General features: G+C 46.4%; 18 protein-coding genes and 1 pseudogene. 8 read left to right on the plus strand and 11 right to left on the minus strand.

From position 1 onward, the window contains the following. Positions 1–264 precede the first annotated feature (264 nt). A complete protein-coding gene (locus V2H45_RS19645) occupies positions 265–2301 on the plus strand; it encodes a thioredoxin domain-containing protein (RefSeq protein WP_330485378.1) in 2037 nt (678 codons plus the stop codon). Positions 2302–2326: 25 nt separating this feature from the next. Here the strand turns inward: V2H45_RS19645 and V2H45_RS19650 are convergent, their stop codons facing one another. The 6 genes and pseudogenes from V2H45_RS19650 to ccsB form a co-directional block, all read right to left on the minus strand. Further along, the gene (locus V2H45_RS19650) at positions 2327–3301 is read right to left on the minus strand and encodes a GGDEF domain-containing protein (RefSeq protein ID WP_330485379.1); all 975 of its coding nucleotides are present in this window, start codon (positions 3299–3301) and stop codon (positions 2327–2329) included. 6 nt (positions 3302–3307) lie between these two features. Then, positions 3308–4666 carry a pyridoxal phosphate-dependent decarboxylase family protein gene (locus tag V2H45_RS19655; protein ID WP_330485380.1) on the minus strand — a complete coding sequence of 453 codons (1359 nt, stop codon included), beginning with the start codon at positions 4664–4666 and terminating at the stop codon, positions 3308–3310. Between the two features lie 3 nt (positions 4667–4669). Further along, positions 4670–6556, minus strand: a complete 1887-nt coding sequence (locus tag V2H45_RS19660; RefSeq protein WP_330485381.1) for an ABC transporter ATP-binding protein — start codon at positions 6554–6556, stop codon at positions 4670–4672. A gap of 123 nt (positions 6557–6679) precedes the next feature. Beyond that, a pseudogene (locus V2H45_RS25695) lies at positions 6680–7077 on the minus strand (type II toxin-antitoxin system VapC family toxin). Then, the gene (locus V2H45_RS19670) at positions 7077–7367 is read right to left on the minus strand and encodes a hypothetical protein (protein ID WP_330485383.1); all 291 of its coding nucleotides are present in this window, start codon (positions 7365–7367) and stop codon (positions 7077–7079) included. The pseudogene V2H45_RS25695 and the gene V2H45_RS19670 overlap by 1 nt, the downstream one beginning before the upstream one ends. 91 nt (positions 7368–7458) lie before the next feature. After that, positions 7459–8490: a c-type cytochrome biogenesis protein CcsB gene (gene ccsB / locus V2H45_RS19675; RefSeq protein ID WP_330485384.1), complete on the minus strand. Its 1032-nt coding sequence runs from the start codon at positions 8488–8490 to the stop codon at positions 7459–7461. 117 nt (positions 8491–8607) lie between these two features. On the opposite strand from ccsB, the gene V2H45_RS19680 reads away from it, so the two are divergent. Beyond that, complete coding sequence (locus V2H45_RS19680) at positions 8608–9384, plus strand: proteasome-type protease (RefSeq protein WP_330485385.1); 777 nt, start codon at positions 8608–8610, stop codon at positions 9382–9384. A gap of 425 nt (positions 9385–9809) precedes the next feature. Here the strand turns inward: V2H45_RS19680 and glyQ are convergent, their stop codons facing one another. The 4 genes from glyQ to cobA form a co-directional block, all read right to left on the minus strand. Further along, positions 9810–10709, minus strand: coding sequence for a glycine--tRNA ligase subunit alpha (gene glyQ / locus V2H45_RS19685; protein ID WP_330485386.1), 900 nt, complete (start codon positions 10707–10709; stop codon positions 9810–9812). Positions 10710–10853: 144 nt separating this feature from the next. Continuing rightward, a complete protein-coding gene (locus tag V2H45_RS19690) occupies positions 10854–11828 on the minus strand; it encodes an alpha-ketoacid dehydrogenase subunit beta (protein ID WP_330485387.1) in 975 nt (324 codons plus the stop codon). Between the two features lie 251 nt (positions 11829–12079). Beyond that, complete coding sequence (locus tag V2H45_RS19695; RefSeq protein ID WP_330485388.1) at positions 12080–12478, minus strand: HepT-like ribonuclease domain-containing protein; 399 nt, start codon at positions 12476–12478, stop codon at positions 12080–12082. Between the two features lie 37 nt (positions 12479–12515). Next, positions 12516–13277, minus strand: coding sequence for a uroporphyrinogen-III C-methyltransferase (gene cobA / locus V2H45_RS19700; protein WP_330485389.1), 762 nt, complete (start codon positions 13275–13277; stop codon positions 12516–12518). 310 nt (positions 13278–13587) lie between these two features. Between cobA and V2H45_RS19705 the strand changes: the two genes are divergently transcribed. From V2H45_RS19705 to V2H45_RS19730, 6 genes are all read left to right on the plus strand, one after another. Then, positions 13588–14814 carry a pentapeptide repeat-containing protein gene (locus tag V2H45_RS19705; RefSeq protein WP_330485390.1) on the plus strand — a complete coding sequence of 409 codons (1227 nt, stop codon included), beginning with the start codon at positions 13588–13590 and terminating at the stop codon, positions 14812–14814. A 122-nt stretch (positions 14815–14936) separates the two neighbouring features. Next, positions 14937–15806 carry a pentapeptide repeat-containing protein gene (locus tag V2H45_RS19710; RefSeq protein WP_330485391.1) on the plus strand — a complete coding sequence of 290 codons (870 nt, stop codon included), beginning with the start codon at positions 14937–14939 and terminating at the stop codon, positions 15804–15806. A gap of 285 nt (positions 15807–16091) precedes the next feature. Then, positions 16092–16829: a UMP kinase gene (pyrH, locus tag V2H45_RS19715; RefSeq protein ID WP_330485392.1), complete on the plus strand. Its 738-nt coding sequence runs from the start codon at positions 16092–16094 to the stop codon at positions 16827–16829. Continuing rightward, the gene (gene frr, locus V2H45_RS19720) at positions 16801–17364 is read left to right on the plus strand and encodes a ribosome recycling factor (protein ID WP_408648841.1); all 564 of its coding nucleotides are present in this window, start codon (positions 16801–16803) and stop codon (positions 17362–17364) included. Before pyrH ends, frr begins: the two co-directional genes overlap by 29 nt. Positions 17365–17643: 279 nt before the next feature. Beyond that, positions 17644–18249 (plus strand): hypothetical protein, encoded by a 606-nt coding sequence (locus tag V2H45_RS19725; protein ID WP_330485394.1) that lies wholly within the window; start codon positions 17644–17646, stop codon positions 18247–18249. 68 nt (positions 18250–18317) lie between these two features. Continuing rightward, positions 18318–19199, plus strand: a complete 882-nt coding sequence (locus V2H45_RS19730; protein WP_330485395.1) for a serine aminopeptidase domain-containing protein — start codon at positions 18318–18320, stop codon at positions 19197–19199. A 39-nt stretch (positions 19200–19238) separates the two neighbouring features. On the opposite strand, the gene V2H45_RS19735 is transcribed toward V2H45_RS19730, so the two are convergent. Then, positions 19239–19451: a hypothetical protein gene (locus V2H45_RS19735; protein WP_330485396.1), complete on the minus strand. Its 213-nt coding sequence runs from the start codon at positions 19449–19451 to the stop codon at positions 19239–19241. Positions 19452–19533 lie beyond the last annotated feature (82 nt).

The raw sequence follows: 19533 nt of genomic DNA on the forward strand, positions 1-19533 counted from the left end.
TTCCACCTCGCTCTAAAGAGACGAGGTTGCCAACATTGCCGAGAATTTCTGATGCGGAAAATTTAGCATAATGAATAATTAATGTAACCTCTAGGTTCAGGCGCGATCGCCCCTTTCATCCTCAATCCTTATCCCAATTTCCGTGGAAATTGCCACAGATCGGGATTTGAGCCGTGCCTAGCGCGGCCTTTCAAAAGAGCTGCAACGCAGTTTTTAGAAAACAATATTTAATTCACCCTTATCGCAACGCTACTTGGTCATGTCATGCCCAACCATCTCGCTCAATCTCAAAGCCTATATTTACGCAAACATGCTGAAAACCCGATCGATTGGTATCCTTGGGGCGATCGGGCTTTAGAGAAGGCGAGATCGCAGGACAAGCCGATTTTTCTCTCGATTGGCTACTCCAGTTGTCACTGGTGTACGGTGATGGAGCATGAGGCATTTTCAGACAGCATGATCGCCGATTATATGAACGCTCATTTTGTGGCGATCAAAGTCGATCGCGAAGAACGTCCAGACCTTGACAGCATTTATATGCAAGCAATTCAGATCATGGGCGAACAAGGGGGATGGCCGCTGAATTTGTTTCTGGCTCCAGACGATCTCGTGCCTTTTTTTGGTGGGACATACTTTCCGATCGAGCCTCGCTACGGCAGACCGGGATTTTTAAAGGTTCTCCAGTCGATCGTCCAAATTTATCGAGGGCGGTATCAAGAGATTCAAACCTTTAAAGGTCAAATTATCAGTAACCTCACTGCCGTAAATCAACTGAGTTCCGTACCGACCCTCAACGACAATGCCCTATTTACAGGAATTGCCAAATGTGCCGAAGTTGTAGTCAGCCGTACGCAGGGGACTTGCTTCCCCATGATTCCCTATGCCGATTTGGTACTAAGAGCTAGTCGATTTGAAGCCTTGAATGACGAACTTCAAGCCAAAGCAAGGCAACGCGGCTTAGATCTCGCCTTGGGGGGCATTTTCGATCACGTCGCAGGGGGATGGCATCGCTACACCGTTGACCCTACTTGGACAGTTCCCCATTTCGAGAAAATGCTCTATGACAACGGGCAGATCGTGGAGTACTTGGCAAATCTATGGGCTTCGGGCTTGCACGAACCCGCCATAGAACGAGCGATCGCAAAAACAGCGACTTGGTTGCAACGGGAAATGTTGACAGAGGAGGGCTATTTTTATGCCTCTCAAGATGCTGACAGCGAGGGCAAAGAAGGAAAGTTTTGGGTTTGGAGCTATGGAGAGTTGCGAAAGCTATTCAGTGACTCCGAACTGCAAGCGTTGATGGAAGCCTTTACGATTACAGCGAATGGTAACTTTGAGGGCTTAAATGTTTTGCAGCGTCGTCATTCTGGACAATTGTCTGGGATGGTGGAAACCTGTCTCGAACGCCTGTTTCGTTGTCGCTATGGGGAATATTCTCGTCCTACGGATGCTTTTCCAGTGGCACGCAGCTTAGAGGATGTCAAAACGATCGAGTGGGCAGGACGAGTTCCACCTGTTACCGACACCAAGATGATCGTAGCTTGGAACGCTCTGATGATTTCGGGTTTGGCAACTGCCTATCGCGTATTTCGCCAAGATCTCTACAAACAATTAGCAGTGAATGCCGCTGACTTTATCTTGCAAACCCAATGGGTAGACGATCGCCTGCAACGGCTCAACTATAACGGTCACCCTCTGGTATCGGCGCAGTCAGAGGACTACGCACTGTTAATTAAAGCGCTGATCGATTTGCAGCAAGCTTGCCCTGAGCTAGGCGATCGCTATCTGGCAAAAGCCGAATATTTGCAAGCAGAATTCGATCGCTATTTTTGGGATCGCAAGTCGGGTGGATACTTCAATACCGCAAGCGATCGCAGCAAAGAATTGTTAATGCGCGAACGCAGCTACCAAGACAATGCCACACCATCGCCCAATGGCATCGCGATCGCCAATTTAATTCGCCTGGCTCTGTTAACAGAAAATCTTGAGTACCTAAACAAAGCCGAATTTGCCTTAAAAACCTTTGGTCAAGCGATCGTGAATAGTCCGATTGCCTGTCCGAGCCTGCTAACTGCCCTCGACTGGTTTCGCAACCATACCTTAGTCCGCACTAGGGCTGAGCAATACACCCAATTACAGCAGCAATACCATCCCTTAACCCTATTCAAAATTGCCGACGACTTACCCTCACCCGATACCATTGCCCTAGTCTGTCAGGGCTTTACCTGCTTTGAGCCCGCAACTAGTGTGGAAATGTTGCAATGGCAACTGTCTGGAAGTCAAACCCGCATTCACAGTTGAGGAAGTGAAGGTTTTAGAGCGATTTTCAAGATGCTGCTTTGGTTCGCTTTGTTTGTTTTTGGACGTACATGAGCTGGTCTGCCTCTTGTAACAAATCCTCAATGGATTGATGTCGGCTGGCATCAAACTCGATCGCGCCGACACTGCAACAAATATCGTAACCACGCGCTTCCTGTTTGTTAAAGTCTGCGCGGATGCGGTCGAGGCGATTTAAAATCAGTTGACTCTCTGTGAGATCGGTATTGGTTAAGAGCACGGCAAACTCATCCCCACCCAGCCTACCGATTACATCCGACTCACGAAAGGCCTCTTTTAAGATTTTACTGAAACCAATCAAGGCGCGATCGCCTTCAGCATGTCCGTAGCGATCGTTAATTTCTTTAAATAAATCTAAGTCAAAAAAGAATAATGAGGCAGGCTTATGCAACCGTTTGCACAGATTTAATGCATGAAGAGCCAAGGCTATAAATCCCCGCCGATTAGACAATTGCGTCAATTCATCCATTGTTGCAAGTTGAACTGCAGCAAGTTCTTGTTCGGCGATATGTCCTAGATCGCGCAGTAGTTCTAGATCCTCATCACTCAGTGTCCGTGGATCTTGGTCGATCAAACATAGCGTACCGAGCCTACTACCATTAGGGATGACGAGCGGAACTCCAGCATAGAAGCGTATTTTTGGCTCATTTGTAACTAGAGGGTTGTCGTAAAAGCGCTCATCAAGCTTAGTATCATTCACGATCAAAACGTCGTCACCTAGAATAGTATGGGCACAAAAGGATACTTCTCTTGATGTTTCGGTTGTTTCTAAACCTTGGGAAGATTTAAACCATTGGCGATTTGTATCCACTAGACTGACCAAAGCGATCGGGACTCCAAATAGCCGCTTTGCTAATCTGGTGAGTCGGTCAAAGCGTTCTTCGGGCTTTGTATCTAGAATGTTGAGCGATCGCAGTGTGGCAATACGCAAAGCTTCATTGTCTGGCAAATCTGGTACTTTCATAGAGGTTTACCATGTAGCATGGGGATGGAGAATCACCGCTTTAAGAATTCGATCGCCTTTCCATAGAGGCAAAGAAAGCCAAAGTTTTTCGGCATCAATCCATTTTTGACGTAGGGCGGCACTACTTATAGCAGGGTTATGCGATTTAAAGCAAACAAGATTTATCGTCGGTTCGCAAACCAATTCCGTTTCTTGAGAAGCATCAATCCATTGACGGAATGCGACGGCATGAGCCATGGAGCGATCGATCAATTCTGCATAGCCATTGAGACCTAGCGATCGCAGGGCAAGCCAAAGCTTCAGACTGTCGGTGCGTCGGGTTCCCTGCAAATTGATATTGCCAAAATTTAGGGAATTATCAGCCATATAGGGCAATTCCATCTTAAACCCATTGACGAGATCTTGCTTTTGCTTGACCAGCAGCATGGCACAGGTGCGAGATACCCACATCCATTTTTGCGGATTGAAGGTGAGCGAATCAGCGGCATCACATCCATTTAAAAGATACTTCCATTGCGGTGAGAAAATCGCCGCGCCACCATAGGCAGCATCAATGTGGAACCAGCAGTCATATTGACGCGCGATCGCACCCACAGCCGCAATATTATCGATCGCACCCGTAACCGTCGTTCCCGCGATCGCCGCAATAAAGAAAGGTTGTTTTCCCTGAGCGATCGCTTGTTGCACCGCAGATTCCAATGCCTCAAGTTCGATCTCGCCGCGATCGTTGGTCGTGACGCGAATTAAGTTCTCTCGCCCCAAACCGATCACATTCATGGCTTTGTCAAAGGAAGTATGGGCAGCATCAGAGACAAAAGCAACAAGGTTGTGATTTGTGCGGGAATTCACCCCAAGGTCTTGACTCGTAGGCTGTTTGGCATTCCTTGCTAAGAGCATTGCCGTAATATTGGCGAGGCTGCCGCCTGCGGTGAGCGTACCAAACGCGCGATCGCCTAGCCCAAATAATTTCCCGAACCATGTCACCAATTGCGCTTCGAGCTGTGTAAATACAGGCGCGAGTTCCTGACTGAGCATATTGTTGTTGAGTGCCGCCGTCAGCGCATCCGCCCAAATCGTAATCGCTAAGGGCACGCTGTCCATATGTCCCATGTACCGAGGATTCTGCAAATTTAAGGCACGGGGTAAAATTTGCGATCGCAATTCCAATAATAAATCTGTCGATGCAGTTCCGTGGTTAGGAATATCGATCTGGAATGGCGATTCATCTTTTACAAATGCCCGATCCTGTCGATCGATCACCGCATCGGTAATCAAGTCTACAAAGGCATAGCCTAACTGTCGCAGGGTCTCACGATTGTGGCGATCGGGATGGAGAAATTGAGAATCTAGAGATGGGTTAGGCATTAACTAATTGAGAACGGGAATGCGAGGGATGGAACTGAGCAAGGCTTTGGTATATTCGTGCTGAGGATGCCCCAGAACTTCAGAAGTCGTACCTTGCTCGACGATTTTGCCTCGCCGCATCACGGCAATATGCGTACAAAAATACTGTGCCACTGCCAGATCGTGGGTAATGAATAAGTATGTAAGATTAAACTCTTTTTTGAGATCTAGCATCAGTTGCAGCACTTGCGCCTGAATGCTGGCATCGAGCATACTAACGGGCTCATCACAAATCAGAAATTTAGGATTTGTAATCAGAGCACGGGCGATCGCCACCCGTTGCAATTGACCGCCCGAGAGGTCTTGGGGATAGCGATCGCCGAACTGACTGTTCAATCCCACTTTTTCTAGGATTTTGAGAACGCGAGGTTTTGCCGCTTCTAAATCCTTAACTTGTTTGTGTATCAAGAGCGGATCCGCCACACTTCTAAAAATACTCATGTGCGGATTGAGACAGGCACGCGGATCTTGGAAGATCATCTGCATCTGCGATCGCATCTGGCGCAATTCCTCACCCTTGCATTTGGTTAATTCCACACCATTCATTAAAACAGAGCCAGAGTCAGGACGAATTAATTGCAAAATCGCTCTACCTGTGGTGCTTTTGCCCGATCCACTTTCTCCGATAATGCCAAAAATATCCCCAGGGAAGATATCGAGATCGATGCCATCTACAGCTTTGACTAGACCTACGGAGCGATCGAACAACCGCGCCACAAAGTTTCCACCTGTGACGTAATGCTTGGTAAGTTGGCGAACCTTGAGCAAAGATTTTCTCGTAGGAGCTGAAAGGCTGATGACTTCACCCATCAATGCGTTGTTCGATTTGTAAATCGTTAGACTGCCCGATTCTTTGGGAATTTCATTTTGTGCCTCACCAATAAGTTCGCTACCAGTTTCGTTTGGTTCGTTCTGTTCTTCACGGGCAACTTCGCTAGTAGGCTCATGGACAACTTCGTGCGTTTCGGGAGGAGGAACGGCTTGAGAATCTTGCTGTGGTTCGACTTCCGAAGATTCTAATTTTTGAGATTCTGTCTTTTGAGATTCGGGCTTGGAACTTTCGGGTTCTTGCTCGTTGTCTACCTTGAAGTGAATGACCGATCGCAGCAAGCTTTGCGTGTAGGGATGCTTGGGATTGCGGAAGATTTGGTCTACCGTGCCTGTTTCTACAATCGAGCCATCGTACATCACCGCGATCCGATCGCAGTATTGCGAAACCAATCCCAAATCGTGGGTAATCAACAATAGACCCATAGAACGGTTATGGCGCAAAACCGTTAGCTCTTGCAAGATTTCCGTTGCAACCGTGATATCGAGGCTGGTCGTGGGTTCGTCCGCCACCAACAAAACTGGGTCGAGCAATAGAGACAAAGCAATCATTACCCTTTGCCGCATGCCGCCACTAAATTCGTGGGGATATTGATTGGCTCGGCTGGGATCGATGCGCACAGATCTGAGTGTGTCGCTGAGGCGCTGTTGGGCATCTTGATAGGAGATCTTGGGCAGGTGCGATCGCAACATTTCGATGCCATGGGCTTCAACGGTCATCAAGGGGTTGAGCCGCGTCATCGGATCTTGAAAAATTAGGGCAATGCGCTCGCCGCGCCAGTTGATACTGGGGTGGTCGAGGCTTTCCTCGCCAAGCTCTTCGCCGTTGATGCTGATCTTGCCAGAAGTTTGCGTCCCCTCAGGCAGGAGTTGAATCAGCGATCGCCCGATCGTTGACTTACCACAACCACTCTCCCCCACAAGTCCCAAACTTTCCCCTGCTGCTAATTGCAAGCAAACGCGATCGACGGCAGGTAACGAGGCATTGTAGCTAACGGTGAGATCTTGGACTTCTAACAACATGGTTTATTCTTACTTGCGATCGTGGCTAGGATTTTCCCAGAAGTTTACATTGAGCATTGTTTCTAGAATGTAACTAAATGGCTCTGTATGTAGAAAGGTGGAATCTTGAAATTCTTGTCTGACTTAGCCTGTCAGTAATCGCACAAAGCCTTCCTGCTCAAAATGACGATCTGTAGTCAGAGCCTTAATCACACCTTTGGATCGCATCAAGACAAAACTAACTGCATCACATAATGAATAGTTTTTATCTAAACGATTTCTCAAAAGGTCAATCGCTTCTTGATGTAAATCTTCTTTACCCATACTGTTTTAATATCAGGATGTTCTAGTAAATCTGTTGCGAACGCAAGCGCCTCTCTACGGGGAAAGTTTCGCACTTGAGCTAACGCGACAAATTCAGCCAGAATATAACTATGGGTTAGATAAGTATTTGCATCGTCGAAAAAATTAACTGCGATCGCATGTTGTGGCTCACTAGCGTGGACGTAGCATAGTAAGCCTGACGTATCGAGAAACAACACTAGGCTATTTCTCCAACTTCATAACCATAGGCTTTAGCTAGGTCAGCATCAATGCTTTCATTATCCGCACCTGTGGCAGTGCCAAGACATATTGCCCCAGCGTGACGGCGAAAACGTTGACGGGCTAAGTCTTTGCTGATTTTAGTTTTTTGTTGCGCACTACTCGTCTGCGTATATTTTTTGAGAGAAGCAATTGCCCACTCCGCGATCGGGACACCTGCGATTTCAGATCTGAGTTTGATCTCGGCGTAGTCATCATCACTAAGTTCTAAAGTTAGGACTTGACTCATTGTTGCTACATTGAAAGCGATTCAATCATAGTAAAGCATTTGAAAAATTTTCATGCGGCTGAGAGCAATCGTAGCGAATTGCACAAGAACCCTAGAGAAACCATCCATAACTGTGTAAGCCCTTACCCAATAGATTCACACCGAGGTAGCAAGTCCAGACCACGACCAAGCCAAAACTGGCGAGAATTGCAGGCTTACGTCCCTGCCATCCCTTGGTAATGCGGGTATGCAGATAGGCAGCAAATACCAACCAAGTGATCAACGACCAAGTTTCCTTAGGATCCCAACTCCAGTAAGAGCCCCAAGCTTCGTTTGCCCAAACGCCCCCAGCAATAATGCCAATGGTTAACAAAGGGAAACCCAGACCGATCGTACGATAGCTGAGATTATCGAGGGTTTCGCCTAGGGTTAGCCTTTGCATCGATAGGGGTTGTCTCGCTTTGGTGGGAGTTTCTAGTACCCATGTCGCTGTGCTAGCAGAACTAATCGCGTTAGAACCGTTATTTGATGAGGCGATCGCCATAAATGGCTCAGTTGGCAAGGTGTTCATGTCCTTGATACTTCTGCCACCATTTGTGCCTAGGGAATTGCCTTTCAGCACGATGTTTTCGCCCCGCGTGACGATCAAGAAAGCGATCGCTAATACACTTCCCACCATCAAAGCCGAATAGCTGAGGAGCATGACCGTAACATGCATCATTAACCAGTTCGATTTGAGTGCGGGTACGAGGGGTTCGGCAGCTTGCATGTTTTCTGGTAAGGTCAAGGCTGCGAAGGCAGTAATGCCCATTGCCACTGGGGAGGTAAATGCCCCAATCAAGTGTTTGCCGTGAATATTTTTGCGCCCCATGCTTTCGACAATAATATGCATGGTGGTGATGCCCCAAGCCAAAAAGAAGAGGGACTCATAGAGATTGCTGAGCGGGAAATAGCCTGCTTCAATCCAACGTGCTCCTAGTAACGTCGCGATCGCTAAATTGGCGATCGCCATGCCAGCCGTACCGCAAGCACGGAGATGGGGAATATTTGGGAAAGCCGCGCTGACCCAGTAGACCAACATGGTAATAAATAAGATGGCAAAAGCAGCGTTATCTAATAAGCTCTGAAGTGCGACAAGTTGCATTCAGTAGTTTCTCCAAATGTTTTACTCTAATTCTAAGCGGTGAGGATATTCTCGCAACCGATAATATTGAAACAACTTGACTGATTTCACTAAATTCACCTACCCAACCTCAACTTTGTGACCTATTGTCTTGGAATTATTACTAGCTCTGGTCTAGTTATTGCAGCGGACTCTCGCACGAATGCAGGGGTTGACTATGTGTCTACCTACCAAAAGTTGTTTGACTTTACTTGGGTAAACGAGCGCGTCCTGATTCTTTGCACGTCGGGCAATTTGTCGATCACGCAAGGTGTGTTAAACCTGCTCAACAAAGATCTTAGAACCCAAGCTGAAAGCAACTTACATACCCTGCCTACCATGTATGAAATTGCTCAGTATGTCGGGTCAAAGGTGCGATCGATGCAAGAGCAAAATCGTCCTTGGTTACAAAAAGACGGCATCGATGCGCAATGCAACCTGTTGCTTGGCGGTCAAATTCAAGGTGAAGAACCCGAACTGTATATGGTTTACAGCCAAGGGAATTTCATTCAGGCAACCAAAGAAACCCCCTTTTTGCAGATTGGCGAAACCAAGTATGGCAAGCCGATTTTAGATCGAACCTTAACCTTTGAAACCTCGATCGAGGCAGCCGCCAAATGCGCTTTGCTTTCGATTGACTCAACCATGAAATCAAATATCTCGGTAGGCCCCCCAATTAACTTGATTGCCTACGATCGCGATTCCTTTGAAACCAAGCGCCGTCTTACCTTAAGGCTGGGAGATCCCTATTTGGTCAAAATCCGCAAACAATGGGAGGTATCTCTACGGCAAGCATTTGAACGAATGCCCGACGTTGATTGGCAGCATAACCCTCACAGCAAAGTAGATATAGCCTATACAGATTCCCTCGATTAGAACAGCTCGTTTTTGCGATCGCTTCTGATTAAAATTACGATCTAAGTAAGGATGATACGAAGTTAGATTTTGATGGGTAAGCTGAAATCACGGAGATTTGATGGGGGGATCTGATTTGAAAAATTTGTATAGTCACGGACAAGCCGAGCGAGATATCGGTTAATCTGCTGCTGGCTGAGTAAAGTCAAGTTTTTACTGAGCGCTTTCAAAGCAGCCTAGTTTGTCATCGCTAAACAGGCGATCGCTACCAATTCTGAAAACGACCTTAATAAAAGCAAAATCCCGCAGGTCACACCCTGCGGGAAAAAAAATTTGTAGATACGTCGCTAGTGAAAATTAGTATGCGGTACTTGGCGATCGCGCGAGGTGATAAAACTCACCGATCACCTGTGATCTCGATCAACCATGCTTGTGATCGAGATCAATTACACGGAAACAACCGCACCCAAAGGAAAGCCCATACCTTCTCGCTGGGCAAGGTATAACTTAGCCACCTGTCGCGCAAGATTGCGAATACGGGCAATATATCGCACCCTTTCCGTTACCGAAATTACCCCTCTTGCATCCAGCAAGTTAAAGGTATGCGAGCACTTCAACACATAGTCAAAGGCGGGTAATACGAGTTCAGAACCAACTAGCTGAGTAGCTTCCTGTTCGTACTGCGCAAACAACCGAAACAGTAAATCTGAGTCTTGCCCCAGTTTGCCAAAGTTATAGGCACTTTGCTCGACTTCGTTTTGGTGGTGTACCTGCCTGTACTTGATGTCGCCAAATTGCGGATGAGATTGCCAAGTAATGTCAAAAATGGAGTTAACTCCCTGTAGATACATCACCAAGCGTTCTAGACCATAGGTAATTTCCGCAGAGACAGGGCGACAATCTAACCCACCCACTTGCTGAAAATAGGTAAATTGGGTGACCTCCATCCCATCCAGCCAAACTTCCCAGCCGACACCCCAAGCCCCTAAAGTAGGAGACTCCCAGTCATCTTCGACAAACCGCACATCGTGGTCGTTGGGGTCTATGCCCAAAAACTTGAGACTGTCCAAATACAGTTGCAGTACGTCATCGGGGGAAGGCTTTAGCAACACCTGAAATTGATAGTAGTGCTGGAGTCGATTGGGATTTTCACCATATCGACCGTCCGTAGGACGGCGGCAAGGCTCTACATAGGCAACATTCCAAGGCTCAGGTCCGATCGCACGCAAAAATGTATGGGGACTCATCGTACCCGCCCCTTTCTCGATGTCGTAGGGTTGAGCGATCAGACAACCGCGATCGCTCCAGTATTTTTGCAAAGCTAAAATGACCGATTGGAAATCCATGAAATTTAAGTCGCCAGTGAAGAGTTATTGGTTATCCATTATGCAAGAGGCAGTTAGCAATTAGCAGCTAGCGATTCTTGAAAGCTAACTGCTAATTACCAAGAGTATGTCTCCATTACCCCTGCTCATTTACGATTTTTGGCTTTATCCCAGCAATTTTTCAACCGCTTGGATGATATCGGCAGGTTGAACGATTGTGAGGTTTTCAAGAGTACCGTTATAGGGAGTTGGGACATCCAAAGATGCCAATCTCACCACAGGTGCATCGAGTTCATCAAAGAAGTTGTCATTGATCGAGGCGATGATTTCTGCGCCAATGCCGCCGCAACGCATGTCTTCTTCGACAATCACGACATGATGGGTTTTACGCAGTGAGGTTGAGATTGTCTCTAGATCCAAAGGCTTGAGCGAAATCAGATCGATCACCTCAGGGTCATAGCCCTTTGCGACAAGGGTTTCTACCGCCTTGTTTACGTGATAGCGCATCCGCGAGTAGGTAAGAATCGTGACATCTTTACCGGGACGAACGATCTCAGCTTTGTCCAGCGGAACCAAATACTCCTCATCAGGTAAATCTTGCTTGAGGTTGTAAAGCAAAACATGCTCAAAGAAGAGCACAGGGTTATCATTACGAATTGCTGACTTGAGCAAACCCTTAGCATTGTAGGGCGTTGAGCAACTGACAATCTTGATCCCAGGAACTGCTTGAAAGTAAGCCTCTAGACGTTGCGAATGCTCTGCCCCAAGGTTTTTGCCAACCCCACCAGGTCCGCGAATTACCATCGGGATTTTGAAATTGCCGCCTGAGGTATAGCGCAACATGCCCGCATTGTTAGAAATTTGGTTAAACGCCAACAGTAAGAAACCCATATTCATCCCCTCGATGATTGGGCGCAGGCCTGTCATTGCCGACCCGACAGCCATACCAGTAAAGCTATTTTCGCAAATGGGCGTATCTAAAAGCCTAAGCTCACCATATTTTTTGTAGAGGTCTTTGGTGACTTTGTACGAACCACCGTACTTGCCTACATCTTCACCCATCACGTAAACTGTGGGATCGCGATCCATTTCTTCGTCGATCGCCTCGCGTAGGGCATTAAAAAAAGTAACCTCTGCCATAATTTGCGCTGATTTCTTAGACTGATTTTCTAGAACTATGCTTGATAAGCTGCTTGCAAATTATATGTTACGAAGGGTAAATTTGCCACACTGGTGCTAGACGCTCTTCTTGCCCAGCCGTTACGGAAGCAAAGGTTGATTCACTATTTTTTCACCAATCTAAGACCGATCGATGCTGGCATCATTAACGACCAACAGCTCAGATATATGTCACGTAAAGGGATTCAGATATATAGGGATAGAGAACAGCTTTAACTCGCTGTAGAAATCTCCTCAAGTACTGTTTCGATCAATTTCTTTAGGGTAGGAAGATCCTGTTGTGTAATTTCCCACAGGGTTTGTAAATCCACTTCCAAATAGCCAAATGTCAGGCTCTCGCCGATGCCAATAATGCGCCGCCAGTTCATTGCGGGGTATTTATCTAAAAAAGAGATGGGCAAACGCTTTGAAGTTGCCCCCATAATACCCAATGACCGCTCGACAGCAAAAATCGTTTTTTGGTCAGCGCTAAATTCCACAAAATCCATGCCAGCAATAAAAGCTTCCGTCGCATGGACGGCTTCCAAAATGTCTTGGATTTGTGTCTCTAACCGTTTTGTATTTACAGCTGTAGTAGGTGTAATTTTTACCTCGACTTCACCAGTGCTCATGAGCCAGTCAACCTCAGATCTTTCACAATATTCCAGTTTAACACTGTCGATAGGCAACTATACGACCGATCACGGCGATCGCGGGAGGGGCAAAGCCAGTTTCAGTGACTTGTTCGACAATATCGCCTAGTGTACCAACTAATTCTGACTGATCGGCACGAGTTCCTTGCCTAATCAGGGCGATCAGTGTTGTGATCGGCAACCCCGCATGGGTCAACTGGTTGACAATTTCAGCCAAATTGTGCAACCCCATATAGATCACAATCGTCTCTGAGCCTTGCGCCACGGCTCCCCAATTGATATTAGGACGATATTTCCCCGCAGATTCATGTCCTGTGACAAATGTCACTGACGAGCTATAGTCCCGATGGGTAAGGGGAATCCCTGCATAGGCTGGGGCAGCAATGCCAGAGGTGATACCAGGCACAACCTCAACGGGAATTCCTGCCGCCCGTAACTCTGACATCTCTTCACCACCACGCCCAAAGATAAAGGGGTCACCGCCCTTAAGGCGCACCACGATCGCAAATTCCTGTGCCTTTTCAATCATCAATTGGGTCGTCTCTGCCTGCAATAGAGAGTGATTGCCACGGCGTTTCCCAGCATTAATCTTTTCAGCACGCGGGTTAACCATCGCCAAAATTTCTGGGCTTACCAAGGCATCGTAGAGCACAACATCACAATGCTCTAAAAGTGCCTTGCCCTTGAGCGTCATTAACCCTGGATCTCCAGGACCAGCTCCAACCAAATAAACTTTACCGACAACCTGTTCTGAAACGATATTTTCTGTGGTTACCATCTATGACTCGATAAATAAAACAGCCAATGCTGCAAAGTTTTACTCCCTAGGAAGTCTTTTAAGCATAAGTAGGTCTTTGCGATCGGTATGTGTGATGCACTACGGATTCTCCTATCTACATTTTAGAAGACCAACATCAAAGCCAAGCGACTAAGCCAAATCTTGCAAGCTAGTTGCCCCTTCAGCAGTCTAATGTATTCTAGTTAATGAGGGCAAATGGTTGAAAGGGGAAAACATCACCCCCGCTACGCACGCGACATTCTAAGCCGCAGCCATATCTGTTAGCACGGGTGTTCTACTCAAGATCAACTTGGATGAGGCAAGCGTGAATTTTACAGACTTAAATAAATCAAACCTAACTAGAGCAAACTTGGCAGGTGCAAACCTCAAGGGTGCTGACCTTAAAAGGGTAAACCTGTCAGATGCAACGCTAACAGGTGCAGCCCTTAGTAAGGCAAATCTTACGGGTGCTTTTCTCAACGGAGCTGACCTAAATCAGGCGGATTTGGTCGAAGCAATCTTGAGTGAAGCCAATCTGACATCAGCTTTTTTGATCAAAGCCGATTTACAACGAGCCAAGCTTGATGATGCTTACCTAGTTGCGGCAAACCTAAATGAGGCAATTCTCGATAGTGCTTCATTAAAAAATGCCGATCTCAGCCTAGCAAGTCTGACGGGCGCTAGTCTGAATGGTACATTGCTCGCAAATACAAAATTAATAGGGGCTTTTTTAGTCGAGGCAAGTTTAATTGGGGCAGACCTCAGCTTGTCTGACCTTACGGGAGCTTTACTCATTCGCGCCAACTTAAGCGGTGCCAATTTAAGCCAAGCCTCTCTCGTTAACACCGACTTGAGCGAGGCAACGCTGACGGGGGCTGAGTTACATGACGTCGATCTCAGTGGCGCTATTCTCAATGCTGCAAATCTCAATGCTGTCGATCTAATTGGTGCCAATTTAAGCGGTAGTACCTTAAGCCGTGCCAATCTGGGATGGGCAAATCTGTTAGGCGTCAATTTAAATCGGGCAAATCTCGTGGGTTCCGATCTAAGTTCGGCAAATTTAAATGAATCGAGTCTTGTAGACGCCGATTTGAGTTGGACAAACCTAACAGGGGCTTTTTTGATGAAAGCCAACTTGAGTGGGGCTAACCTCAATGGGGCTAATTTAACCAATGCCAATTTAGCGGGTGCCAATTTGAGTGGGGCTAACCTCATGGGTGCCAGTCTTAGTGGTGCCGATCTAAGTGGCGTTGACTTGAGAGGTGCATTGCTGATTAGAACTAACTTACACAATGCCATCCTCCACGAAGCCAACCTAACCGGGGCAAATTTGGATGAAGCCAATTTGAATGGTGCAAACTTGAGTAAAGCGAATCTCAATCGCGCTAACCTCAGCAAAGCAAGCTTAACCGGGGCTAACCTTAAAGGTGCATTCCTTCTATGGACTAATCTTAAAGGTGCATTCCTTCTATGGACTAACCTAGATGAGGCAAATCTCACAGGCGCGATTTTACCTACAGACAGATCGTCTGCCTAGACATTACAAGTATTTATTTAATCTAAAGTTTGTTTTGACGTTATTTAGGTAGTAGTCATCCTAGGTAACCGCGAAATTCGGACAGTAACAATTAAGCACATTTAAGGTGGTACTGAGGAGCAATGAAAGCTGGCGAAATCACAGAAAAGTATAAGCAGGGAGATAGAGATTTTACAGGGATAGATCTCAGTCGTGAAAACCTGACTGGTGCAAGTTTAGCGGGCATAAATCTTGCCAATTCTAGTCTGATAGAAACAAATTTCTCCTGTGCCAATCTCAATAGTGCCGTCCTCCAGACTGCCTCTCTGCATAATGCTGTGCTGTTCAGAACCAGTCTCAGTCATGCAAATTTATGTGATGCCGATCTGAGTGGTGCGAGCTTAATTAAGGCAAATTTACATGGTGCAGATCTAGGCAAGACAAACCTAAGAGATGCTGATTTGACAGGGGCTAACCTGAATGGTAGCAATCTGAGTAACGCTGATTTAAGTGGGGCAAATTTAAGCGGTGTATTTTTAGTCGGGGCAAATTTAGAAGGAGCAAATCTCACCGAAACCTTTTTGAAAGGGGCAAATTTAGATGGCGCTAAGCTAGTGGGGGCAAACTTAGAAGGAGCAAATCTCACCGAAGCTAGTTTAAGTCATGCCCAGCTCGATCGCGCCAACTTAAGTTCAGCAGACCTATCTAATGCTAATTTATATGGGGCGACTCTATGCAGCGCCCTATTGGTTAAAGCTAATTTAGATGGGGCAAACCTAAGTAATGCCGATCTAAATGGTGCCGATCTTAAAGATGCCGACCTCAATGGTGCTTTTTTAACTGAGGCAACTTTAGATAAAGCTAGCCTAGATGGTGCCAATCTCAGTAAGACCAATTTATATAAAGCAAATCTCAACGGTGCGAACCTTTTGCGGGCAAATCTCAATGGAGCAAATTTAAACGGGACAAACCTCACAGGTGCAGAGTTGTATGCAATTGATGAGCCAGCTTAAACTTTGGTTTCTTTAAGTAGTTGCGATCGATCAGCAAGGTTGATAGGTTTTGCCCTGCTTAGGGTAAATTTTTCTGCTAAGTCGTCTGTTGCATCCATTGAAAGAATTAGCTGGCAAGTTTTGAGGTCAAACCTTTGCTGGTTACTAACAAAGGCGTTTTAATACGAAGACATTGAAGATCGTAACTGCTACAAGTTACGCCATTTGCCGTAGGAACAGCACAAGCGTTGAAATGCGTCTACTTTGCTAACAAGTACAATTTCTCTGGCAATGGAAGGAATCAACATGGATAACCTCAAGTACAAGCGTGTTCTACTGAAACTGAGTGGAGAAGCGTTAATGGGCGATCGCAGCTTTGGCATTGACCCCGAAATTGTGCAAACGATCGCGCTAGAGATAGCAGACATTGTGCGTGACGGTGTTGAACTTGCGATCGTCGTAGGCGGTGGCAATATCTTTCGAGGCATCAATGGTGCAGCTAAGGGTATGGATAGAGCCACAGCCGATTACATTGGCATGATTGCCACGGTCATGAATGCGCTGACTTTACAGGATGCGCTAGAGCAATTGGATGAGCCTGTACCGACTCGGGTCATGACCGCGATCGCCATGCAAGAAGTGGCTGAGCCTTACATTCGTCGTCGGGCAATTCGTCATTTAGAAACCAAGCGGGTCGTCATCTTTGGGGCAGGCTCTGGCAATCCATTTTTCACAACCGATACAACTGCTGCGCTGCGTGGCGCTGAGATTAATGCGGATGTAATCTTTAAAGCCACAAAAGTTGATGGCATTTACGACTCCGATCCTAAGAAAAATCCCGATGCCAAGCGTTATCAAAGTATTAATTATGCCCATGCCCTATCTCAAGACCTTCAGGTCATGGATACAACTGCGTTTGCGCTGTGCAAAGAGAATAATATTCCGATCGTTGTGTTCGATCTAGGTGTTGCGGGTAACATTCGCCGCGCTGTCATGGGAGAATCTATTGGAACATATGTCGGAGGTAGTTGTGAAGTTAACTGAAGTTGAATCGCGGATGCAAAAGGCAATAGAAGCCACGCAACATAACTTTAATAGTGTGCGGACTGGGCGTGCGAATGCCTCGTTACTAGATCGAATTTCGGTTGAGTATTATGGTGCGCCTACGTCCTTAAAGTCTTTGTCAAATATTTCTACGCCTGATTCAACCACGATTATGATTCAGCCGTTCGATCGCACAGCGATGGGGTTGATCGAACGCGCGATCGCTGAGTCGGATCTGGGCTTAACCCCTAATAATGACGGTAGTAGTATTCGCTTAAATATTCCGCCTTTAACCACAGAGCGTCGTAAAGAGCTAGTCAAAACTGTGGCAAAGCTTGCCGAAGAAGGCAAAGTCTCAGTGCGTAACGTCCGTCGTGATGCGATCGACTCAATTCGCAAGCAAGAAAAGTCCAAGGAAATCTCTGAGGATGAATCGAAAAAGTTGCAAGATCAAGTTGATAAGCTAACAGACAAGTATGCCAAGAAAATTGAGCAAATCACGGTCGAGAAAGAAAAAGAAATTTCTACGATCTAAATTTTAGGGAAGTATGCTTAAGCAGCCAATGAGTTGCGTAAATTACTAGAAAGGCGATGAAGTTGCTTGATTATTTTGGGTTTATGTCGATAAACTCCAACTTATCATTGGTTTTAATTCAGTTATATAAATCACTTAAATTGTTAAATGGGGTACAAAACTAGATCTATAAAAAGCTTAACCTTGCATTAAACGAAGTTGGAAAGAGCGATATAGAATAGCTATCCCATCCCTTCTTTAAGATTTTCGGCAATCGCCGTTAGTAAGTGATTTAATCCCATGGCTGAACTAAAGCGAACTGTCTTAATGACTCACCTCGATCAAGATCAAGGAAAAATTTGGCAGATTTCACTTACACATCAGGGGGTTGATGTAATTTGGGACATGGCAAATGTCGATCTAGTTGAGAGACTTGAGCAACTTCTTCGAAGTAATAACTTGCCTGATTTGCTTTTAATGGATACGGGGATTAAGAATCCCAATGCAGAGTCACTCCAATCAGGCTCCGTATGTCAATGGATTACGAAAAAAAAAGTTGCGTTACAGGTGATTTTGTTTAACCCGCGCCAAGATCGCATCAAAGACATAGAGCATAGTTGGGCATTACGTCGTGGGGCGGTTGATGTCTTACCTAGGCTCACAGGTGAAAACTTGGTGCTGTTAACTGCGCGTGTAACAGGGCTTTTGGGTTGTACCTTTATCCAAGAACCCATTGAACGCTTAGCAAATCAAATGGTCTTGCAAGATGTAGCTTCCTCTCCTACGGTTGCAAACGCTCCTAATGCTTCAAAAGCTGTGGTAGATGGCTCGCAATCATCCAAAAAACAGACACCTGACCCCGATGATAGTGCCATCATGTATCGAGGCGTCAGAATCAGAAGATAGATCGTGCAACGACGGGCAGGTCTTGTCAAACAGGGAATAATAAAATCAGTTAACTCGTAACTGGATCCATGACCCCTGATTTTCTCCTGTTTACGCAACATGGTTGGGCTGATGACTGTAAAGCGATCGCGCTGCTTGCCAAGACTCTGGCAACACCACAAACCCTAGTAACCAATCCCGATCTGGGTTGGCTGCAAACATGGCTGAGCATCGATCCGCTCATCGCTAAGCTCGATCGCATGGCTAGCCAAGTAATCTCTAGTCATCCCAACGCACCAATTAGAATTGTGGGGCATTCTTTGGGTGGTTTGTTATGGTTAGAACTACTCAACCGCCATCCAGAATGGCGATCGAAAGTTCATAGTTTGGTACTGGTTGGCTCACCTGTGGGTGGTTCCGATCTGGGGCGGGTGTTTGACCCACTGGGTACATTTCCTTTCATTGCGAAGGGCTTAGCGACAAACCGCCGACCCATTGCCGAAGCGATCGCATCTGAGATCCCCACATTAATTGTTGCCAGCGATATCGGTGACGGTAGTGATGGCACTGTATCGGTAGAATGTACCAAATTTGAGCGTGCCACCTTTGTCCGTTTAGCTGGTATCTCTCACGCAAAATTAAAAAATCACCCACAAGTGGCGGAGCCCATTCGTTCGTTTTGGCTCAATCCTCAAGTACTCCCTCCCTCCACAGACCTTGCAGCTCAAATCATTCGTTTTTTGCACGCATTACCGATTACCGATGCTCGCCCCCATGATTTTCTCAAAGCCCAGCCCCTCATTCCCCTACAAGAGGGCTTAACCCTAAGCCTCTGGAAAAACCTTTTGGGTGTCGATCATGTATTTGTAGCCGATGCCCAAGCTAAGTGTTTGTATAGCGGCTATTTTGGCTGGGGAGATGCCCCTGCTTTTTATGCTGCGATTGACGACATAAAGCAAAAGTTTGGCTGATCGAAAACCAATCGAAAATGGATGAAATTCGCAACTTGACTACTTGGCAATGGATAGTTGCTGAGGCACGATCGCGTTACTGCGATGACGCACTTGGATATAAATCGCGATGAAGTTAATTGCCAGACAGCCCCCACCTAAGCCTAAGAGAATAAAAGTGGGCGTCATAACAACACCAACGATAAACCATGTGAATACATGAAAAATCATGGCTAAGGCATAGGCGATCGCCACAGAAGTCATGGCAAGCATCTGGAATGAGGGACGCCGCAGAAATACAAGGCCAATTCAAGGATGAAATGCAACGGGGTCTGATGAAGCAAAGAATACTTCG

Origin of the sequence: Tumidithrix elongata BACA0141 (assembly GCF_036349135.1) — a bacterium.
In the GTDB taxonomy this organism is placed as follows: Bacteria; Cyanobacteriota; Cyanobacteriia; order Pseudanabaenales; family Pseudanabaenaceae; genus Tumidithrix; species Tumidithrix elongata.